This window comes from Flavobacterium arundinis (genome assembly GCF_038289855.1).
GTDB lineage: Bacteria > Bacteroidota > Bacteroidia > Flavobacteriales > Flavobacteriaceae > Flavobacterium > Flavobacterium arundinis.
On the sequence record NZ_JBBYHR010000003.1, the window covers coordinates 423511 to 440564 of the forward strand.

15 protein-coding genes are annotated in these 17054 nt (G+C 42.2%); 4 read left to right on the forward strand and 11 right to left on the reverse strand.

The window, feature by feature from the left end; translation table 11 throughout:
- Window positions 1–147: 147 nt before the first annotated feature.
- The 6 genes from AAEO56_RS07560 to AAEO56_RS07585 all read right to left on the reverse strand — a co-directional run bounded on the left by AAEO56_RS07560 (window position 148) and on the right by AAEO56_RS07585 (window position 5471).
- The gene (locus AAEO56_RS07560) at window positions 148–621 is read right to left on the reverse strand and encodes a hypothetical protein (protein ID WP_341696421.1); all 474 of its coding nucleotides are present in this window, start codon (window positions 619–621) and stop codon (window positions 148–150) included.
- 294 nt (window positions 622–915) lie between these two features.
- Entirely contained in the window at window positions 916–1314 is a 399-nt protein-coding gene (gene gloA2, locus AAEO56_RS07565) for an SMU1112c/YaeR family gloxylase I-like metalloprotein (RefSeq protein WP_341696422.1), read from the reverse strand.
- Window positions 1315–1317: 3 nt separating this feature from the next.
- Window positions 1318–1692, reverse strand: coding sequence for a VOC family protein (locus tag AAEO56_RS07570; RefSeq protein ID WP_341696423.1), 375 nt, complete (start codon window positions 1690–1692; stop codon window positions 1318–1320).
- 191 nt (window positions 1693–1883) lie between these two features.
- Window positions 1884–3059, reverse strand: a complete 1176-nt coding sequence (locus tag AAEO56_RS07575) for a hypothetical protein (RefSeq protein ID WP_341696424.1) — start codon at window positions 3057–3059, stop codon at window positions 1884–1886.
- A 14-nt stretch (window positions 3060–3073) separates the two neighbouring features.
- Window positions 3074–4291, reverse strand: coding sequence for an outer membrane beta-barrel protein (locus tag AAEO56_RS07580; protein WP_341696425.1), 1218 nt, complete (start codon window positions 4289–4291; stop codon window positions 3074–3076).
- Between the two features lie 7 nt (window positions 4292–4298).
- On the reverse strand, window positions 4299–5471 hold the full coding sequence (locus tag AAEO56_RS07585) for a hypothetical protein (RefSeq protein WP_341696426.1): 1173 nt from the start codon (window positions 5469–5471) through the stop codon (window positions 4299–4301).
- Between the two features lie 196 nt (window positions 5472–5667).
- Between AAEO56_RS07585 and AAEO56_RS07590 the strand changes: the two genes are divergently transcribed.
- Window positions 5668–7821, forward strand: coding sequence for a TonB-dependent receptor (locus tag AAEO56_RS07590; protein ID WP_341696427.1), 2154 nt, complete (start codon window positions 5668–5670; stop codon window positions 7819–7821).
- Between the two features lie 26 nt (window positions 7822–7847).
- Here AAEO56_RS07590 and AAEO56_RS07595 read toward each other — a convergent pair whose 3' ends face one another.
- From AAEO56_RS07595 to AAEO56_RS07615, 5 genes are read right to left on the reverse strand one after another with little or no spacing between them, the layout of a single operon-like run.
- Window positions 7848–8252, reverse strand: coding sequence for a hypothetical protein (locus tag AAEO56_RS07595; protein WP_341696428.1), 405 nt, complete (start codon window positions 8250–8252; stop codon window positions 7848–7850).
- Between the two features lie 46 nt (window positions 8253–8298).
- The gene (locus AAEO56_RS07600; RefSeq protein ID WP_341696429.1) at window positions 8299–9222 is read right to left on the reverse strand and encodes a hypothetical protein; all 924 of its coding nucleotides are present in this window, start codon (window positions 9220–9222) and stop codon (window positions 8299–8301) included.
- A 13-nt stretch (window positions 9223–9235) separates the two neighbouring features.
- Window positions 9236–9730: a hypothetical protein gene (locus AAEO56_RS07605; RefSeq protein ID WP_341696430.1), complete on the reverse strand. Its 495-nt coding sequence runs from the start codon at window positions 9728–9730 to the stop codon at window positions 9236–9238.
- 13 nt (window positions 9731–9743) lie between these two features.
- Window positions 9744–10166 carry an SMI1/KNR4 family protein gene (locus tag AAEO56_RS07610; protein ID WP_341696431.1) on the reverse strand — a complete coding sequence of 141 codons (423 nt, stop codon included), beginning with the start codon at window positions 10164–10166 and terminating at the stop codon, window positions 9744–9746.
- A gap of 26 nt (window positions 10167–10192) precedes the next feature.
- Window positions 10193–13861, reverse strand: a complete 3669-nt coding sequence (locus tag AAEO56_RS07615) for a CARDB domain-containing protein (RefSeq protein WP_341696432.1) — start codon at window positions 13859–13861, stop codon at window positions 10193–10195.
- Between the two features lie 155 nt (window positions 13862–14016).
- On the opposite strand from AAEO56_RS07615, the gene AAEO56_RS07620 reads away from it, so the two are divergent.
- The 3 genes from AAEO56_RS07620 to AAEO56_RS07630 are packed head-to-tail and all read left to right on the forward strand — an operon-like array spanning window position 14017 to window position 17051.
- Window positions 14017–14217, forward strand: a complete 201-nt coding sequence (locus tag AAEO56_RS07620) for a hypothetical protein (protein ID WP_341696433.1) — start codon at window positions 14017–14019, stop codon at window positions 14215–14217.
- On the forward strand, window positions 14198–15580 hold the full coding sequence (locus AAEO56_RS07625; protein WP_341696434.1) for a methyltransferase domain-containing protein: 1383 nt from the start codon (window positions 14198–14200) through the stop codon (window positions 15578–15580). The genes AAEO56_RS07620 and AAEO56_RS07625 overlap by 20 nt, the downstream gene beginning before the upstream one ends.
- Before the next feature lies 1 nt (window position 15581).
- Window positions 15582–17051, forward strand: a complete 1470-nt coding sequence (locus tag AAEO56_RS07630) for a sulfatase-like hydrolase/transferase (RefSeq protein ID WP_341696435.1) — start codon at window positions 15582–15584, stop codon at window positions 17049–17051.
- Window positions 17052–17054: the final 3 nt, after the last annotated feature.

Here is a 17054-nt window from a genome sequence, read left to right on the forward strand (position 1 = left end):
TATCAAATTCTAAACTTTTTGATGCCATGGAGTTTGAGATTTAGGGTCTTAGATAAACGTACTACGCTACCGTTTAAAATAAACAGCCCCGAAAGATATCTTCCGGGGCTGCTTGTAAGGCCTGGCTATAAACCAGTTACTGTTGTATTAGTCGATACCGCAAAAATTTACTTCAAACGTACCGTTAATGCTGTTTTCGGCTTTATCAAAGCCTTCGCTTATCACCCTTCCTTTAACGGTATTTTCGGTTATGGAAGTAATTTCCACACGCTCGCCAAAACCGCCTTCGAAACTCTCTGTAGCATCATCACTAAATTGTACGCTTGCTCCGGTCTCAGATGTATAGCTGCCTACTTCAGCAGGTACAATGATCCAGATAGGGGTATCTGTATCAGCGCCGCACGTCATTGCTGTACGGCTAAGATGTATGTAAAGCACATCTTCTCCGTTAGATGTCACCGGATTGGCAGTTCCGCCGCCCGTTGTAAAACTCTGGCTGTAAACAACACCTGAAACAGGATTGTTGGAAAATCCGTTGGTCGTCGTTTTTTCAGCATCATCTGAACTGCAGGAAATAAGGAAAGATGCAGCTACAACAGCGGATAACATAATTTTTTTCATAAAAATTGATTAAAGTTTGAATTAGTTTTGTGTAAAAACAGGAATTATTCCTGTCCGGTACAAGAATAAGCAACTATGATGCCAGTAAATGCCAATGTTTTGCCAAAAGCATATTGCTGTCTTCAATTATTTTATAAAAATTACATTAACTTACTTTATATCAAAAGTTTATGTTTTTTATTGTAGTTAATTTATAGTGACTGTTGCCATTTAAAACAAATGAGAACTTTAAATTATGTTTCAATCCCTGTCTTAAAACCCTATGAATATTTACAATGAGTGGCAGTATATGGTTTAGGCGGGGCTAGTTTCGTAAAATTCGATAGGCAGTCCGTCCGGGTCGCTTATAAAGGTAAAGCGCGCTGCTGTAAATTCATCAATCCGCACCGGTTCCGATTTAATGTGGTTTTTGCTTAGCCACACAATAGTTTCGTCTATATCAGCAACAGCAAAAGCAAGATGTCGCAGGCCGGCCGCTTCAGGGAGTGATACCCTTGCCGGGGGTGCGGGAAATGAAAAAAGTTCTATGGCATAGGTTCCGTTTACTGCCAGGTCCAGCTTGTACGATTGCCGCTCTTCGCGATAATGTTCTGCAATTACAGTAAAGCCAAGTATTTTGGTGTAAAAATGCTTTGATACCTCATAATCGGAACAGATGATGGCTATGTGGTGTATTTGTGAAATGGACAGCATACCTTACGCTCCCTGGGTTATCCACCACTGGTTGCCAAAAGGGTCTTCAAAACCAGCCGAATACCCATAATCCTGCTGCATAGGTGCATAGAGGGATATGCCGCCTTGTTCGATACCTCCATTATAAACGCTGTCTACATCTTCTACGAATAAAAACATCCCGCCTGTTTTCTGTTTCCATGTGTCATTGCTTTGCGCAAACATAATAACGGCATCATGTATCCTTATTTCGCCATGCATAATGCTGCGTTCCCCTTCGCCGGGAACGATCATCTGTTCTTTGGCTCCAAATACTTTTTTGGCATATTCCAGAAATTCCGGAGCCTTCTCCAGGATGAGGTAAGGCATTACGGGAAGATAGGTTGACGGTATTTTCATAGGTTGTAAATTTCTATAAATATAAAGCGAAATGCAAAATCCCGCAGAAAAATAGAGCATTATTATTTTGTTGCTGCTAAGCTGTAAACGGTATATGGGTAGATAGATTTTGCGGTATATTTTGAATTTAGTTCGTTACAAAAATAACCATTGTGATACTCTTGCCGCCAAAACCAATACTAAATATGCTGTTAAAATAGCTTGTAGCCCAATATCAGCCCTGCCGAACTGTAGGTGGCGCCCCACGTATCATGCAAATCCGTCAGGCCGCGCCCAAACCCATAACGTACTTCTGCACTGTATTGTTTATGAGCAAAACCTACTCCTGCTGCAAAATTGGATGATTTCGAAATGCCGCGCTTCACTTCATTATACTGAATGTAACAGTCGCCTACATTTAAAACGGCTGCAAATGCGATATCAATAAACAATTTTGAATCGTTGTTCAGGAACATATAATGCCTTGCGCCGAATGGGAGCTCGATGAATTTGTATTGCATCGTCCAGTTATAAACGCCCTGGGAGCCATCGTTTTTGTAGAATTGAATGTTCGGGTCGGTAAACAAAGCCCATTTGTTATTGTTAAATGGCATGATATATTCAACTTCAGCGCCGATCCTGAAAACGGGTTTGGATTTAAAGTCAAATTCTATACCGTTGCCCAGCCTGTCCTCTATAGTTACCGACCCCATGCTGATACCCGGAGTGATCTTAAAGTTGACGCTGCTCCTGTTTTGTGTGGCTGTGAGATCCTTCATTTCGCCGGTGCCTCCATTATATTCTACAAACAGTTTACTGAGTGCATCTTTCCGGTAACGGATATTTTCAAAGTCTTTTGTGTCTGCTAATTTATCCCTCATCAGGTTGAAAAGCTGCTGACGGAACTTGGTATTTGTATTTATAACACCATCCTCTTTGTATTCCCTGTAAAGCAGCTGCTCTGCGTTGCTGTGGTCTCCGGTGCTGAAAAAATATTTTACAATATTGCCGTCTTCATACTGGTACAATGTAACTTTTCCTTCTACCAAAACCTTCAGGAAAAGCGTTTCAGTTTTCCATTCCGGTACGGCGCTGGTACTCATTTGGTCCATGATCGTGGAAGACCGGTCGACACTGGCACGAAAGCGTTTGAATTTATAGCTTTCAACACTAAACTCCGAAACATTTTTTATCAGTCCTTTTTGTGTTTCAGCCCCCTCATTGGCTTTATAGTCAAACTCCACAGGGGCGTCCTTCCAGGCAACATTACGAATGAGGCACTCTGTTTTAGCGCCATTGTTACTTATAAAATAACCGGGCTGGTAGTTGATTTGTGCAAAGGCTGCCGATATCATAAAGAAAGCTACTATGGATAAAATTTGTTTCATTATAAATTGTGATATTAAAATAATTTATAGGTTATGATCATTCCAATAGAAGAATATTCAGAATACCAATAGACTTTATTTCCTATAATATCTCTTTTGAAATTATAGCGTAGCTCTATACTGTACCGATCGTAACTATAACCAGCCCCTAATGCAACATTTGATGATTTCGAAGCTTTTGCATTACGGACATATTCGATGCTGTTTGGCCCATCATAATGATAGGAGATATTATTGTCTTTCATGCCAAAGACCACATTATATCCTGCATTTATAAACAGTTTGGATTTGTCCCCAAGGTACATGTAATGCCTGATTCCTATCGGGATCTCAATAAAACTGTATTCGATGGTCCAGTGTTGTGTCAGGACATTGTCTTTTACAGTGGTGGTATTATTGTAGCTTTGATAGTTCGGATTCGCAAAGAAAGACCATTTTTTATTATTGAATGGAAAAACAAGCTCTGCCTCCAGACCAACGCTAAAAATAGCTTTTCTGTCGAAATTAAATGTATGTATTTCATCGAATGTTTCCTGTTCCAGAGTTACTTTGGCCAAATTAGCTCCTGCGGTAACTTTAAGATTGAAATCTGTTTTATTTTGCTTTGAGCTGAAATTTCCGGCTTCTTCCAAAGTCATTCCATTATATTCCAGAAACAGTTTTATCAGGACATTTTTTTCATACCTCATATTTTCAAAGCGTTTCCGGTCAGATATTTTACTTTTCATTACTTCAAATAGCTGTCCTCTGAACTTGTTATTATATCCAATTGAAGTACCTACTTTATAAGGCTTATATACAAGCTGTTCTGTTACCTCATTCGCAGTGTAAAAGAATCGTACTATATTTCCTCTTGTATATTCATAAAGCGTTGCGTCTCCCTGTACAAGTACTTTTAAAAATGCGGTTTCCTTTATCCACTCAGGCTCTTTATTGATACTCATAAAATTAATATCATTTGGCGATAAGTCCACTAATATATCAAAGCGTATGAACTTATAGCTATTATCCACACTAAACTCTGAAACATTTTTTATCTGTCCTTTTTGTGTTTCAGCCCCGTCATTGGCTTTATAGTCAAACTCCACAGGGGCATCCTTCCATGCAACATTGCGAATGAGGCACTCGGTTTTAGCGCCGTTGTTACTTATAAAATAACCGGGCTGGTAGTTGATTTGTGCCAATCCGGGAAGTGTAATGAACAATAGTAACAGTACAAGTTCTTTTTTCATGATATACTTAAAGGAGTTTATAGCCTAACAGCAGGCCAAGCGTTGTATAGGATGCATTTCGGCCGGAATAATTAAATAGCTGTCTCTTAATGCCGTATCGGAGTTCTGCAGAAAACGGCCCATAGCAGTAGCCTGCGCCGAGCGATAAATTTGGGAAATTACCAATATCCAGCTTCGTGGTAAAATTGCTTTTATATTCTAAATAAGAGTCTCCGGAATTTATCCCCAGTACATAGGCCGCATTAATAAATAATTTCGATTTGTCGTTAAGGAACATATAATGCCTTGCGCCAATGGGTATATTAACCGATGTATATTCGACTTTGATAGCGTGTGCCTGATTTGTTCCGGCTGCACTGTAGCTCTCTACATAGGGCGCTGTAAAGACAGCCCATTTGTTATTATTAAAGGGCAATATATATTCCACTTCCGCCCCTATATCAAAAACGGTTTTTCCGCCAAAATCATAATTATATCCGGGCACAACAGCATCAACTTTTAACGAAGCGATTGCTGCGCCCGCTGTAACCTTTATGTGAAGGGCTCCTTTAGTTGCTCCCGAAAGATTTGTGGCAGATGCAGTATCTCCATTATAGCTGCGAAATAATTTTACAAGATCTTCTCTCTCGTACCTCAGCTTTTCGAATTCACCGGGCGATTTGGAATCCTTCATAAGATTATAAAGATCCTGTCGGAAAGCATTATTTTTCCGTATCGATCCGTCAGATTCATATTCACGGTACAAAAGCTGTTGGGCTTTACCATCATTAGCTGTAGTGTAAAAGTATTTTACAAGGTTTTCCTCTTTATATTCATAAAGTGACATCTTTCCTTCAACAAGCACTTTTAAAAAAAGGACTTCCTTTTGCCATTGCGGTTCAGGGCGGTTACTCAATTGGCTCAGCGATGCCGAGGAACGGTCTATCAGGACATCGTATCGCACAAACTTGTAGCCGTTCACATAAAATTCAGAAACACCTTTTTTCAATCCTTTCTGAGGTTCGGCTTCAGGGGTAAGCTTAAAATCAAAGTCAGCCGGGTTATTTTTCCAAGCCAGATTTTTTATCTGGCATTCCGTTTTAATGCCGTTGTTGGTTATAAAATAGCCGGATTCATAGTTGATCTGGGAAAAACAGGGAAGGGCTGCTAAAATTAGCAACAGGCGCAGGAATAGGTTCATTGGTATAGCTCGTTGGTTGGTGCGAAAATAGCGGTTTTTTCTATATATTTCCTGTAAGATGTTTTTTTAATGCTAAAGGTTGGGACACGATGTAATTTTCCCTGTAACGACTCATCCTCAAAATTCTGCAATTCGGTAACCTTTTTTATGAAAGCCGGTATTCCTGTTGCAATTTTGACCCAACAAAACCAAAGCAATGAAACCAATAATTACAATCGTATTTCTGTTAGCAGGCTGGCTGATGGAAGCCCAGACCAAAATATCGGGTACTGTTACAGATGATAAGGGCCAACCTATTGCGGGGGCAAATATTTATATTGATGGTACTTATGACGGCGGTACTACAGCCGCTGACGGTACGTTTTCCTTTGAAACTGCTGAAACCGGTACACAGGCACTTATTATCACCGCCCTTACCCTTGAAGACCTGAGGCAGGATATTGTTGTGGAAAGCTACCAGCCCGTTACATTCAAAATGCATAAGAGCATTAATACGCTGGATACGGTTGTTATTTCTGCCGGCACTTTCAATGCAGGCGACAACAGCAAGGTAAATGTGCTCAACCCATTGGATATCGTGACAACTGCAGGTGCAGCCGGCGATATTATAGGTGCGCTCAATACCCTGCCCGGCACGCAGACCGTAGGGGAGAGCGGCAGGCTGTTTGTACGGGGGGGCGAAAGCGACGAGACCCAAACCTTTGTAGATGGTATCCGTGTGGCACAGCCGTATAACGCATCGGCCAATAACCTCCCTACCCGCGGGCGGTTTTCACCGTTCCTTTTCAAAGGAATGACATTCTCAACAGGGGGCTATTCCGCTGAATTTGGTGAGGCGCTCTCGAGCGTACTTTTGCTGAATACGATAGAAGAACCGGTACAGGAGCAAACTGATGTCTCCCTGATGACCGTGGGCCTTGGCCTTGGGCACACGCAAAAATGGGAGAAAAGTTCCCTGAGCTTTAATGCTGCCTATATGGACCTGAAGCCCTATCAATTAGCCGTTCCCCAAAATGTAGACTGGAACAAGCCGTACCGGTCGCTTTCCGGCGAAACAGTGTACCGCTATAAATTTGAGAACGGCATGCTGAAGGTATATGGCGCTTTCGACCATGCTACTTTCGATCTTAACCAAAAGGATATTAACAGCATTGCGCCTGTACGCGTAGCTATGGCTAATGATAATTTGTACTTAAATACTTCCTACAAAGGTATGTTCGGCACACAATGGACGATACTAACCGGTGTGGCATACGGCTATAGCCATAATAATATAGGACTCGATAGCGATAAATTGACCAATGGCGAACACAGCTCGCACATGAAGCTGAAGCTCGGTAAAAAATTCAGCGACCATATCAGGCTTACTTTTGGGGGCGACTATTTCATTACCGATTTCAGCGAAAAATACCGCCAGCCCGGCAACCCAACATTCAACAGTGGCTACACTAATTCTATTGCTGCTGCTTATGCCGAGGCCGATATCATTTTCACCGAAAACTTTGCAGTGAAAGCCGGTGCCAGGGCTACCCATGCAAGCGTACTGGGAAAAGGAGCGCCGGAGCCACGCATGGCACTTGCCTATAAGGTAAGCGGCAAAAGCCAGTTCTCCTTAGCCTATGGCGATTTCCACCAGACACCAAAAGTCGATTACCTTAAATATTTTCAGAATTTCGAATACGAAAAGACTTCCCATTATATCTTTAATTACATGTATAATGGCAATGGGCGCACCTTTAGGGCCGAGCTGTATGACAAAGAATATGATAATCTTGTAAAATATAATACTGCTGTGGTGGAGTACGATTCGCAGTTTAATAACAACGGTACAGGATATGCCAGGGGGCTTGACCTTTTCTGGAGGGACAACAAATTAATAAAGAACCTGGAGTACTGGGTATCCTATTCGTATATCGACAGCAAAAGGGACTACAGGAACTACGAGCATAGCGTGACACCCAGCTATATCGCCAAACATAATTTCTCGGTTGTAAGCAAATATTTTGTTACCAGCCTGAGGTCGCAAATAGGGGCTACCTATTCCTTCAACTCCGGAAGGCCGTATGACAATCCCAACGAAGCCGCTTTCATGAACGGGAAGACCGGCAGCTATAACAACCTGAGCCTTAGCTGGGCCTACCTGGTAGATGCTCAAAAGATACTGTACTTTTCGGTGTCGAACGTTACCGGGGCCGATAATATATTTGGCTACGCGTATGCCAATAATCCTGGTGCCGACGGGCAGTTTGCAAGGCAGGCCGTTACGCAGCCGGCGAGCCGCTTCTTTTTCATAGGTTTCTTCTGGACGATTAGTGATGATAAAAAGTCCAATCAGCTGGATAACCTTTAGGAAACATGCAAAAGCAGGCCGGCATTTTATTTATCGTTGGCTTTCACATACAGCACATACTCAAAAGTCTCAGGATGGAAACCATACGGTGCCCTGAACTGTAGTATATTTGCCCTTAGCTCGCCTATGGTAGTTTTGCCGTCATAAGTGAAAAGCACGACAGCCTGCGCTTCTGAGCCTCCTGAACTGGCCTCACCAGACCCGGAATCCTTTACCTGCCATTCACCGGTTATACTTTTCGTAGAACCGTCTTTTGATGCCAGTGTAAACGTATGGTTTTCCAGTAGTGTAAGGTCTTCAACAGCGGGCTTGCTTTTACCCGGGGCAGTGATGCTTTTGTCCTGACGGTACGTTCCCGGAATGTTTATATCGGTTACTTCGTTACAGCCGGTTAGTATAAAGAGGGAGAAGATTAGTGTAAGTGTTTTCATGATGTTTGCTATAGGGATAATAGTCAAAAAATTGTCGCCATTATTCTTATTTTAAATTAGAGTTCTTTAAAAGTGTTTGTTTTCTTAGTTCAACTAAATCTTCAGCATAGTTTCCATAAATGGCGATGGCTTTGTCTCCCCTTACTTCATAATAGGGGGCAGGGTACATTTGCTCGATCCATTCTCTTGATGTGTTTTTGATGTCATATTCTAAAGGTTTTGCAAAATCGATCTTTTCCGGCTTTACCGTTGCTGAGCCTACGGCAAGCTTATCCGATAGACGATAAGGTGCTGCCCATCTTCCGTCAGTTGTTTGATAAACATCTGAAAATTCTCCCTGAACACTTACAAGTTCGCCACAGTTGTCAGCGAGGTACAGCAGAACAGTGTTATACTTTTCAAGATCATGATGCCCATAATTTTCGTAAAAAGTGAAGTTGATGGTATCATTAGCATAATCGCCATAAACATTTTTGAGGACATTATAAACCGCATCATATTCAGGTTGCGCATCTAAAGTTATAACATACGGACAGTTTTCGCGCCTGACCCTTTTAAGTTTTATTTTACTGGCTACTACAGCGTAAAGCCTGTGGTGTTCTTCCCTGCATTTTACAGTGTCACAAGGTAATTCCCCTAGCGTTATATTTACACTTTTGCGTTTTACAAGTTCCGCCATCAGGAAGGCCTGTGTTACATATCCGGGCGCTATAAAGTATATTGAATCTGTTTCCTTAGCTCTAATGTTAAATTGATGTTGCGGATCTGTTTTTACGGTGTATCTTTTATTCTTAAGTACGGCATCAATTTGTTTACGGTTATCATTATATTCATCGTAAGCCAGTTTTCGCAGCGTATCATTAACAGATACGACCACATTACTGTATTCCGCAACGGCGGTACCTGATATTGCGACGCGTTGTGCACAGCTTGCAAATAACAAGGCTATCAAGATTACAGTGATTTTCATTGGGTAGCATTTTTTATGGAGTAAATGGCACTTCGGGTATTTGCACATATTTAAGGTTGCCTAAATCGATTTTTTTTGAATAAGGCTTAAAACTTATTCGTTTGGTTAAAATATAAAGCTTATTAGCATAGACATTGAGATCTTTGGGGTCTATATCACCATAGAAATAAACCCAATCTTCAGTTTTTCCTTTTCTCTTTAGGAACTTTATTCCGGCACCATCCATTAAATTTTGTTGCAAATAAAAGGTGTCATAACGCGAAAATTCTAACTTTTTTATGATAGCTACCAAACTATCCATGTCGGCCTTTTTTGGTACAGCATAATAATTGCGACCTGTTTTCATTTTGAATCTGTTCTGGTAATAAACGGTATCGCTATTATCTATTTTTACAGAAAAGTCTTTGGTGTAGGAACCGACTGAAAAAACGAACATATCAAAAGGCACTTCCTTTTTAGTGCAGGATGTTAGGGCGAAAAATAATATTAGACTTAGAAAGCGATTCATTTAGCTTAGTTAATTAGATATCCCCGGATATTGTAAGCTGAGCCCGTAAGAAACCGGTAAAAGAATTTTCCGTGGTAAAATCTTTTGAGCCTTCAAAAAAATAATATACAGTCGGGTCATCACCTTCATCAAATTTAAAAAAAGCTATTTGATATCCCTGATGCATCCAGAATACGAAACAATCATCAGATAGGTGAGGTAATCCATCTTCTTCAAGCAACTCATTTGCTCCATCCTTTAGTCCATCTATCCTGTCATAAAAAACATCTGAACCTCTCATGAATTTTCCTGCTCCCTTACTCATAGTCGAAAGAAATTTTCTGTAGGTCTTCGGAAATTTTCTGCCTGCATGCTTTTCCATCCTTTCTATTTCATCTTCCTTCATTGGCTTTAAAGCTGCACCTGTATGTATCAACATGGCAATTATTTCATCCATTGTCTTGTAATTAAAAATCCAACAATCTACTTACTCACATAAACCCATCCCACAATAGGTTCCGGGTAACCGGGTTCATTCAGTTCCAGTACAAAGTAGTACGTACCTACGGGAACGGTGGTTCCTTCGGGGCCTACTTTCTCTACATCAGCAACGCCATCCCAGTCGGCTTTGCTGTGGTCGCCGGTCCATATCAGGTTACCCCAACGGTTATAAATACTCATTTTAAAGTTCAGGAAGATATTGCGCAGCCCTTCTACAAAGAAACCGTCGTTGTAGCCATCGTTGTTTGGAGTAACATAGTTGAACGTAATAGGCGCACACTTTTTAGTGGACAGCAGGAACGAGGCTGTTGTGTGGCAGGTACCGTTAAAGAGCCTCACGAAAATACGCTGCGGGTTCTCGGTCGATACAAACTGTGAAGTGTTGTAGATGCGGTCAAGGTCCTGGTCGGCATTTTGCTGGGTGAGGTAGAAGGTAACTGTTTCGTCAGGGTAATTTTTCAATGATTGTTCATAGGCAGAGAAATCAAATGTAGCCAGCCCGAAGCCTTTGTCACAGGCAACGATATCGGCAGGCTGCTGCAATACAGGGGACAGCACAAGGTTTACAGGCAGTGTAGAGCTGTTGTTGGTTTCATCGGCTTCCACAATAATGCCTGTACCATCGCCGCTGTCATCGGCAACGAAAGTCAGGTCAAAACCAAGCGGTACGCCTACAGGGATGGTAAGGAGTATAAAATTGCTCTCGCTTTCGCCAATGGCAATATCCTCGAGCGTTTCGGTATATTCCAGAAACTCGCCATTCACGTAGATGCTTACCGGGGTTCCGGCAGGAAGGATATCGGCACTGCCGGTGTTATACACGGTATAATGCACGTGAATGATGCGTGAGTTACACTGTTTATACACATCGTCTATGGTCACTGTAGCATCAGGAAAATAGCAATCTACCGCGGTAATTGTAAATGAAGCCGTGTCGAAACAGCCGTTCACATCTTCGAGGCGCACATAAATTTCCTGCACCAACCCGTTTGAAATGTGGGCAGAGGGATCCGGTATGTCATTATCGCCGGTGTTGGCATCCTGCTGCGAGGTATGGAATGTTACTACATCCGTTGGGTTATTCTTGAGCGTTTGCAGGTAGGCTGAGAAATCAAACTCACCCACGCCCGAATTGTTGCTGGTCTCGCAATCGGTAATGTCGGCAGGCTCTTGTAGTATAGGCGAAACCCATAAAGTGACCGGCTGTGTAAACGCATTATTGGTTTCAATCGTTTCCACTACCGAACTAACTCCGGTGCCGTTATCATCAACAACAAACCGCAGGTTAAAACCTAACGGAATTGAACCCGGAATAGTAAGCGTTATTGTCGCGCTGAGGCTGCCATCGATAGGTATAGCAGCAGCGGTTGTGGTAACGGTTAGTAATGTAGTATCGGCATAAATGGCAACCTGTGTTCCGGCGGGTAATACATCGCCGCTTGCAGGGTTGCTTACAGTGTAGTTTACGGTTATTGTCCGCGAGTCACATGTTTGCGCGACATTGGTTACAGCTACAACACCATCGGGAAAAAAGCAGTCGATGATGATGAGGCGAAAGGATGCGGTGTCAAAACAGCCGTGTGCATCGGTAAGCCTTACAAATATTTCTGTATTATTGGCGGCACTATAGGCTTCGGGATTGCTTATTCCTGCCGTATTGTTTATCGCATCAATTTGCGTTGGGTGAAAGGTAACTACATCCGTCGGGTTATTCTTAAGCGATTGCAGGTAGCCTGAAAAGTTAAACGACCCTATACCCGAACCATTGAAGGTTTCGCAGGCAGTAACATTAGATGGCTGCAGCAGTACCGGCGATACCCAAAGCGTAACCGCCAGGAGTGCCGTATTATTGTTTTCGCTTATCTCTTCTACCTGGTTGTTATGGTCTACACGCAGGATCAGGTTAAAATTCAGGGGTATTCCCGCAGGTATAGTAACTGTAATTGTTCCCGGCTGTGTCCCGCCAACAGGGATATCGGCTGTAGTGGTGGTAATGCCAAGCAGCGTAGTGTTAGCATAGGCCGCGACTGTAGTGCCTGCTGGTAATACATCGACGCTGTTGGTATTGGTTACGGTAAACTGTACTGTAATGGTACGCGAGTCGCACGATTGCGCTATAGTATTTATAAACACACGTGCATCGGGAAACTGGCAGTCATCAACAATGACAAGGAAAGAACCTATTGCCACACAGCCTGCTGCGCTTTCTACCCGTACATATATAGTGGTTGGGGAAGTTGTGATGGGATAGTTAGTCGTATTGGTAATGGCACCGGTATTATTTTGTGCCGCCAGAAGAGTAGGGAAGAAGCTTACCGTATCTGAAGGCTCATTTTTCAGGGATTCTGTATACTCAGAAAAGTCAACAACACCTGTTCCGGGAGCAGATGGGTCTTCGCATATCGTAATATCGGCGGGATTGGGTGTCGGCATAATCAACAGCGAACCATTTACAATAGTGCTGTTATTGGTTTCATCGGTTTCGGTCACTGCGCCATTATGGTCAACCACAAACATTAATTCAAAATCGTTTGGCGCCCCCGCAGGGATGGTAATGTTTATAGTACCACTTTCCGATCCGCCTATTGGTAATTCTGTAGTGGTTGCAGTTGTAGCCACCAGGTCGCCATTTACATAAATACCCACCGTAGTTCCGGCAGGAAGCACATCGGTGCTGTTCACGTTATAAACCGTATAATCGACATTCACTACACGCGAATAACAGGCAGCAGCTACGTCATCTATAGTTACTGTGGCGTCGGGCAGCTGGCTGTTCAGCTTGGTAATAATGGCGTTGATCATTACAAAATCGCGATTCGACTCCAATATTATTTCAGCCGTTTCATCGCCGATATTGATGTTATCCTGGATGTCATATATATCAAGGTCCATATTGTACATTGTGGTAGAGCCCGTTATACTATTGGTACCATTGAATGCGTTATCCGATGGATTGAGGGCATTGCTTAGTAAGTTGCCATTTATAAAAAGACTTTCCCCATCATTAAGGTCGGCATCACCTTCCCACGCTACAAATCCTATTTTGGCCCCAATATTGTCAATAACGTTAAGACTGGGAAGCGTAATGTCTATAGCGGAAGGAACATACTGCAGGCCGTCGTACAGGTTAAGCTGATTGAGGGGCAGCGCCGGATTCTCATAGATTATGACGATTGCCCAACCGCCAAAGTTTGTTTTTACTTCGCAAAACATATCTTCGCCCACGACAGCAGTAAGGTCGAGATCAGATACAGTATAAACACCGTTCCCTGTAGCCTGAACCTGGGCTGTAACATCGGCAAAAGCGCTGAAATAAGTGCGCCAGTCATTACTGGTAAACGCCTGTAAAGGGAAATTGCGTTCCGCTGCTATTGGCTGCCCGTTAAGCTTTATATCGAAATCACCTGCTCCCGAACCCGCCCAGTAGAGATAGGCGGCTATGATGTTATCTCCTGCATTCAGATTGAGGTTTTCAGATGATGAGGTATTTATTGTACACGTAGCAGTAAGGTTATTTGCAGACGGGTTGAGTGTATTGCCCACAAAAGTAAAGTCATAACGGCCGTTAAATTGTTCGTAAAGGCTTATGTTCTGACAGTATGAACTATACGTGACCAGCGCCAGTAGTAAGGTGAGTAATTTTTGTTTCACGGCAATTTTCTTTTTTTGCTTAAAATTAACAATTATTTGCTTAAAGCCAATTTTTTAACTAAAACAACGGCATTTAATAATATGCGTTATAAATGGACACCTTTACGAAAGGTTTCCGATTAATTTTCTATTTTTACCCCTTATAAAAAATTGTTATGAGTATACTACCATTATATTTTGATCCCGGAACTGGTGCCCTTATAGCCCAGGCTCTGGCAGCAGTTGGTGCGGGCGTTTTACTTTTTTATAAAAGGATAAAGTTTGGTATACAGTCGTTTTTCGGGAAGAAACAGGAAACCGGATTGATGGGCGATATTGATATTGAAGACAAGACGGATGCAGAAGACAACAAATAGGCATGCGGCTTCGTTCAGGGATCCTTCGGGGTTTATGCTGATGAAGGATGGCGTGCTGTTGCGACAGGTAAATCCCCTTTATTTTGAGCAGTACCGCTCACTGACCGACAGCGGTTTTTACAAAAAGCTCTTCCATGCCGGGCTGCTTATCCCGCATGAAGAAACAGACGTTACTGATGCGTCAATTACTATAAAGCCTGAAATGATCCCGTTCTTTTCTTACCCCTACGAATGGAGTTTCAGCCAATATAAGCATGCGGCACTGCATACACTCAAGCTACAGAAATACTGCCTCCAAAATGGCTATACGTTAAAAGATGCCACCGCATTTAATGTGACGTTCCATAAAGGCAAGCCTGTTTTTGTAGACAGCCTTTCGTTTGATAGCTATAACGAGGGAGAGCCATGGCGGGCCTACAAGCAGTTTCTTATGCATTTCCTGGCACCCCTGGTACTGGCAAAATACTATGGGAATGATATGCTAAAGCTGCTCCAGCAATACATAGACGGCATACCGCTCCAAAAGGCTGCAAAGCTGTTGCCGTTTACCGCGAAATTTAATCCGGTGCTGTATACTAACATTTTCCTTACTGCGAAGTATGATGCAAAATACAGCAACGAAGCGCCCGGAAGCGGAAAAGAAATTAAGATATCGAAACAATCGCAGGAAAAGATACTCGACTCGCTTTATAATTTTATAAACGGCCTCGATCTGAAAGAAAATACCGAGTGGAAGGATTATTATTCGATTACCAATTATGATGATGCCGCCTTTGAATATAAAAAGGTACTGGTTCGTAAGTGGTACCAGGCCATAGATGCAAAAAAAGCGGTTGACCTTGGAGGTAACGATGGCACATTTTCGCGCGTGCTTGCAGACATTGCCGATGAGCTGCTGGTTACCGATATCGACCCTAACGCGGTAAACTATAATTACCTGCAGGTACTACAAAATAAAGAATCAAATATACTCCCACTGGTAAGTGACCTGCTGAACCCGGCGCCGGGAATAGGCTTTAATAATGAGGAGCGCTCACCGCTACAGGAACGTATAAGGAAAAACAACTATGATGTAGCGCTTGCCCTTGCATTGATACACCACATATCGCTCACCGGCAACGTGCCTTTTGCCATGTCGGCAGAAATGTTTGCATCGCTTACACCTTACCTGATTATCGAATTTCCGGACAGGGGCGACTCGTGGGTGGATTTCCTGCTGAAGAGCAAGCGTGAGTTTGCCGGGCATTTTGATTATTACAACAAGCCTAATTTTGAGAACGATTACGCCGCTTTTTTTGATATTATCGAAAAGCAGCAGATACCCAATACCGAAAGGACAATGTACTTATTAAAGAAGAAATAATATGTTCGAAAAACTGCGCAATAGGTTTAAAATATTTTTGGACAGCCCTAAAGATGTCCCTTTGCTGGCAGGATTTATAAGTGGTTTTTATCCCTTCCTATTTTTTTACAGCAACAATTATCCTTCTGTCAATACATGGCAGCATACCGGATTTTTCTTCCTTTTATATGTCGTTCCTGCTGTTTTTATTACGGTTGTATGTTATATAATTTTCGGCGTTATAGATAAGCTGAAAACTTACAGGAAGCACCTTCTTTTCGTGCTCCCTGTAATTATTACGTCAGCTTTGCTTTCTTACATCATGTACTTTACATTTAAGAAAAAGATATTACTTTGTCTCTTGATCATTATGTGCCTGCTGTCTTTAAAGCTACATAATCACTACAAGCGTATTCTTGTTTTGATTTTGGTCATGGCATTGTTTCCCGTATTCAGGATTGCCATTCATATTTATCAAGACACAATGCCGATGCAATGGGTAAAGCAGGAGGATGATATATTGAATATAAAATTCAGGCACAAGCCCAATATTTATATGATACAGCCCGATGGCTATGCGAGTGAGCAAATTATGGAAAAACCGCCTTATTCCTATCAGAATGATTTTTACGGCTGGCTCGAAGGAAGCGGTTTTAAGGTGTACGATGGCTTTAGAAGCAATTATCCGGCGAGCCTTACCTCAAATGCCTCGATATTTGCCATGAAGCACCATTATTTTGACTATTTATTATTTCCTTCTATAGAAATGCCAAATGCACGTGAGGCTATTATGGATAATAATGCTGTGAAGGTATTAAAGGGCAACGGATATGCTTCTTTCTTTTTAGCTGAAGATGAATATTTGCGGCAAAACCGTACCAAAGGCAATTATGACTATTATAATTTCGAAAGAGAAGATATTCCACTATATACTAAAGGTGATAAACTTGTGCGTGAAGTTTATTACGATCTGGAAAAAGTAGTAAAGAATAAAACAGGTAACCCGAAATTTGTTTTTGTTGAAAAAGTACTGCCGCACCATATCCACTTCGACGGTACAGGCAAAAAGGCCGAAAGAGATGAGTATATAGCCAAGATTAGGCAGGCAAACGGTTGGCTGAAGAAAACAATAGCTACTATAGAGGCGAATGACAGCAATGCAGTAATAATTATCCTTGCCGATCATGGGGGCTGGGTAGGAATGGAGAATTATAACGAATTTTGCAGCACAAAAGATGAAAGCCTGGTTCGCTCTACCTTTGGTACCCTTGCGGCCATAAAATGGAACGGTCTTGAGCACAGTGAGTATGATAAGAAACTAAAGACAAATGTTAATGTATTCAGGGTTTTGTTTTCCTGCCTTGCTGAAAATACTTCGTACCTTAACCATCTGGAAAAAGACACGAGCTATAATATCCGCTACGAAAGTTTTATGGATGGGGTTTATGAGCTAATTGATCAGAATGGAAAAGTAGTACGCGAAAAGCAGTAACTG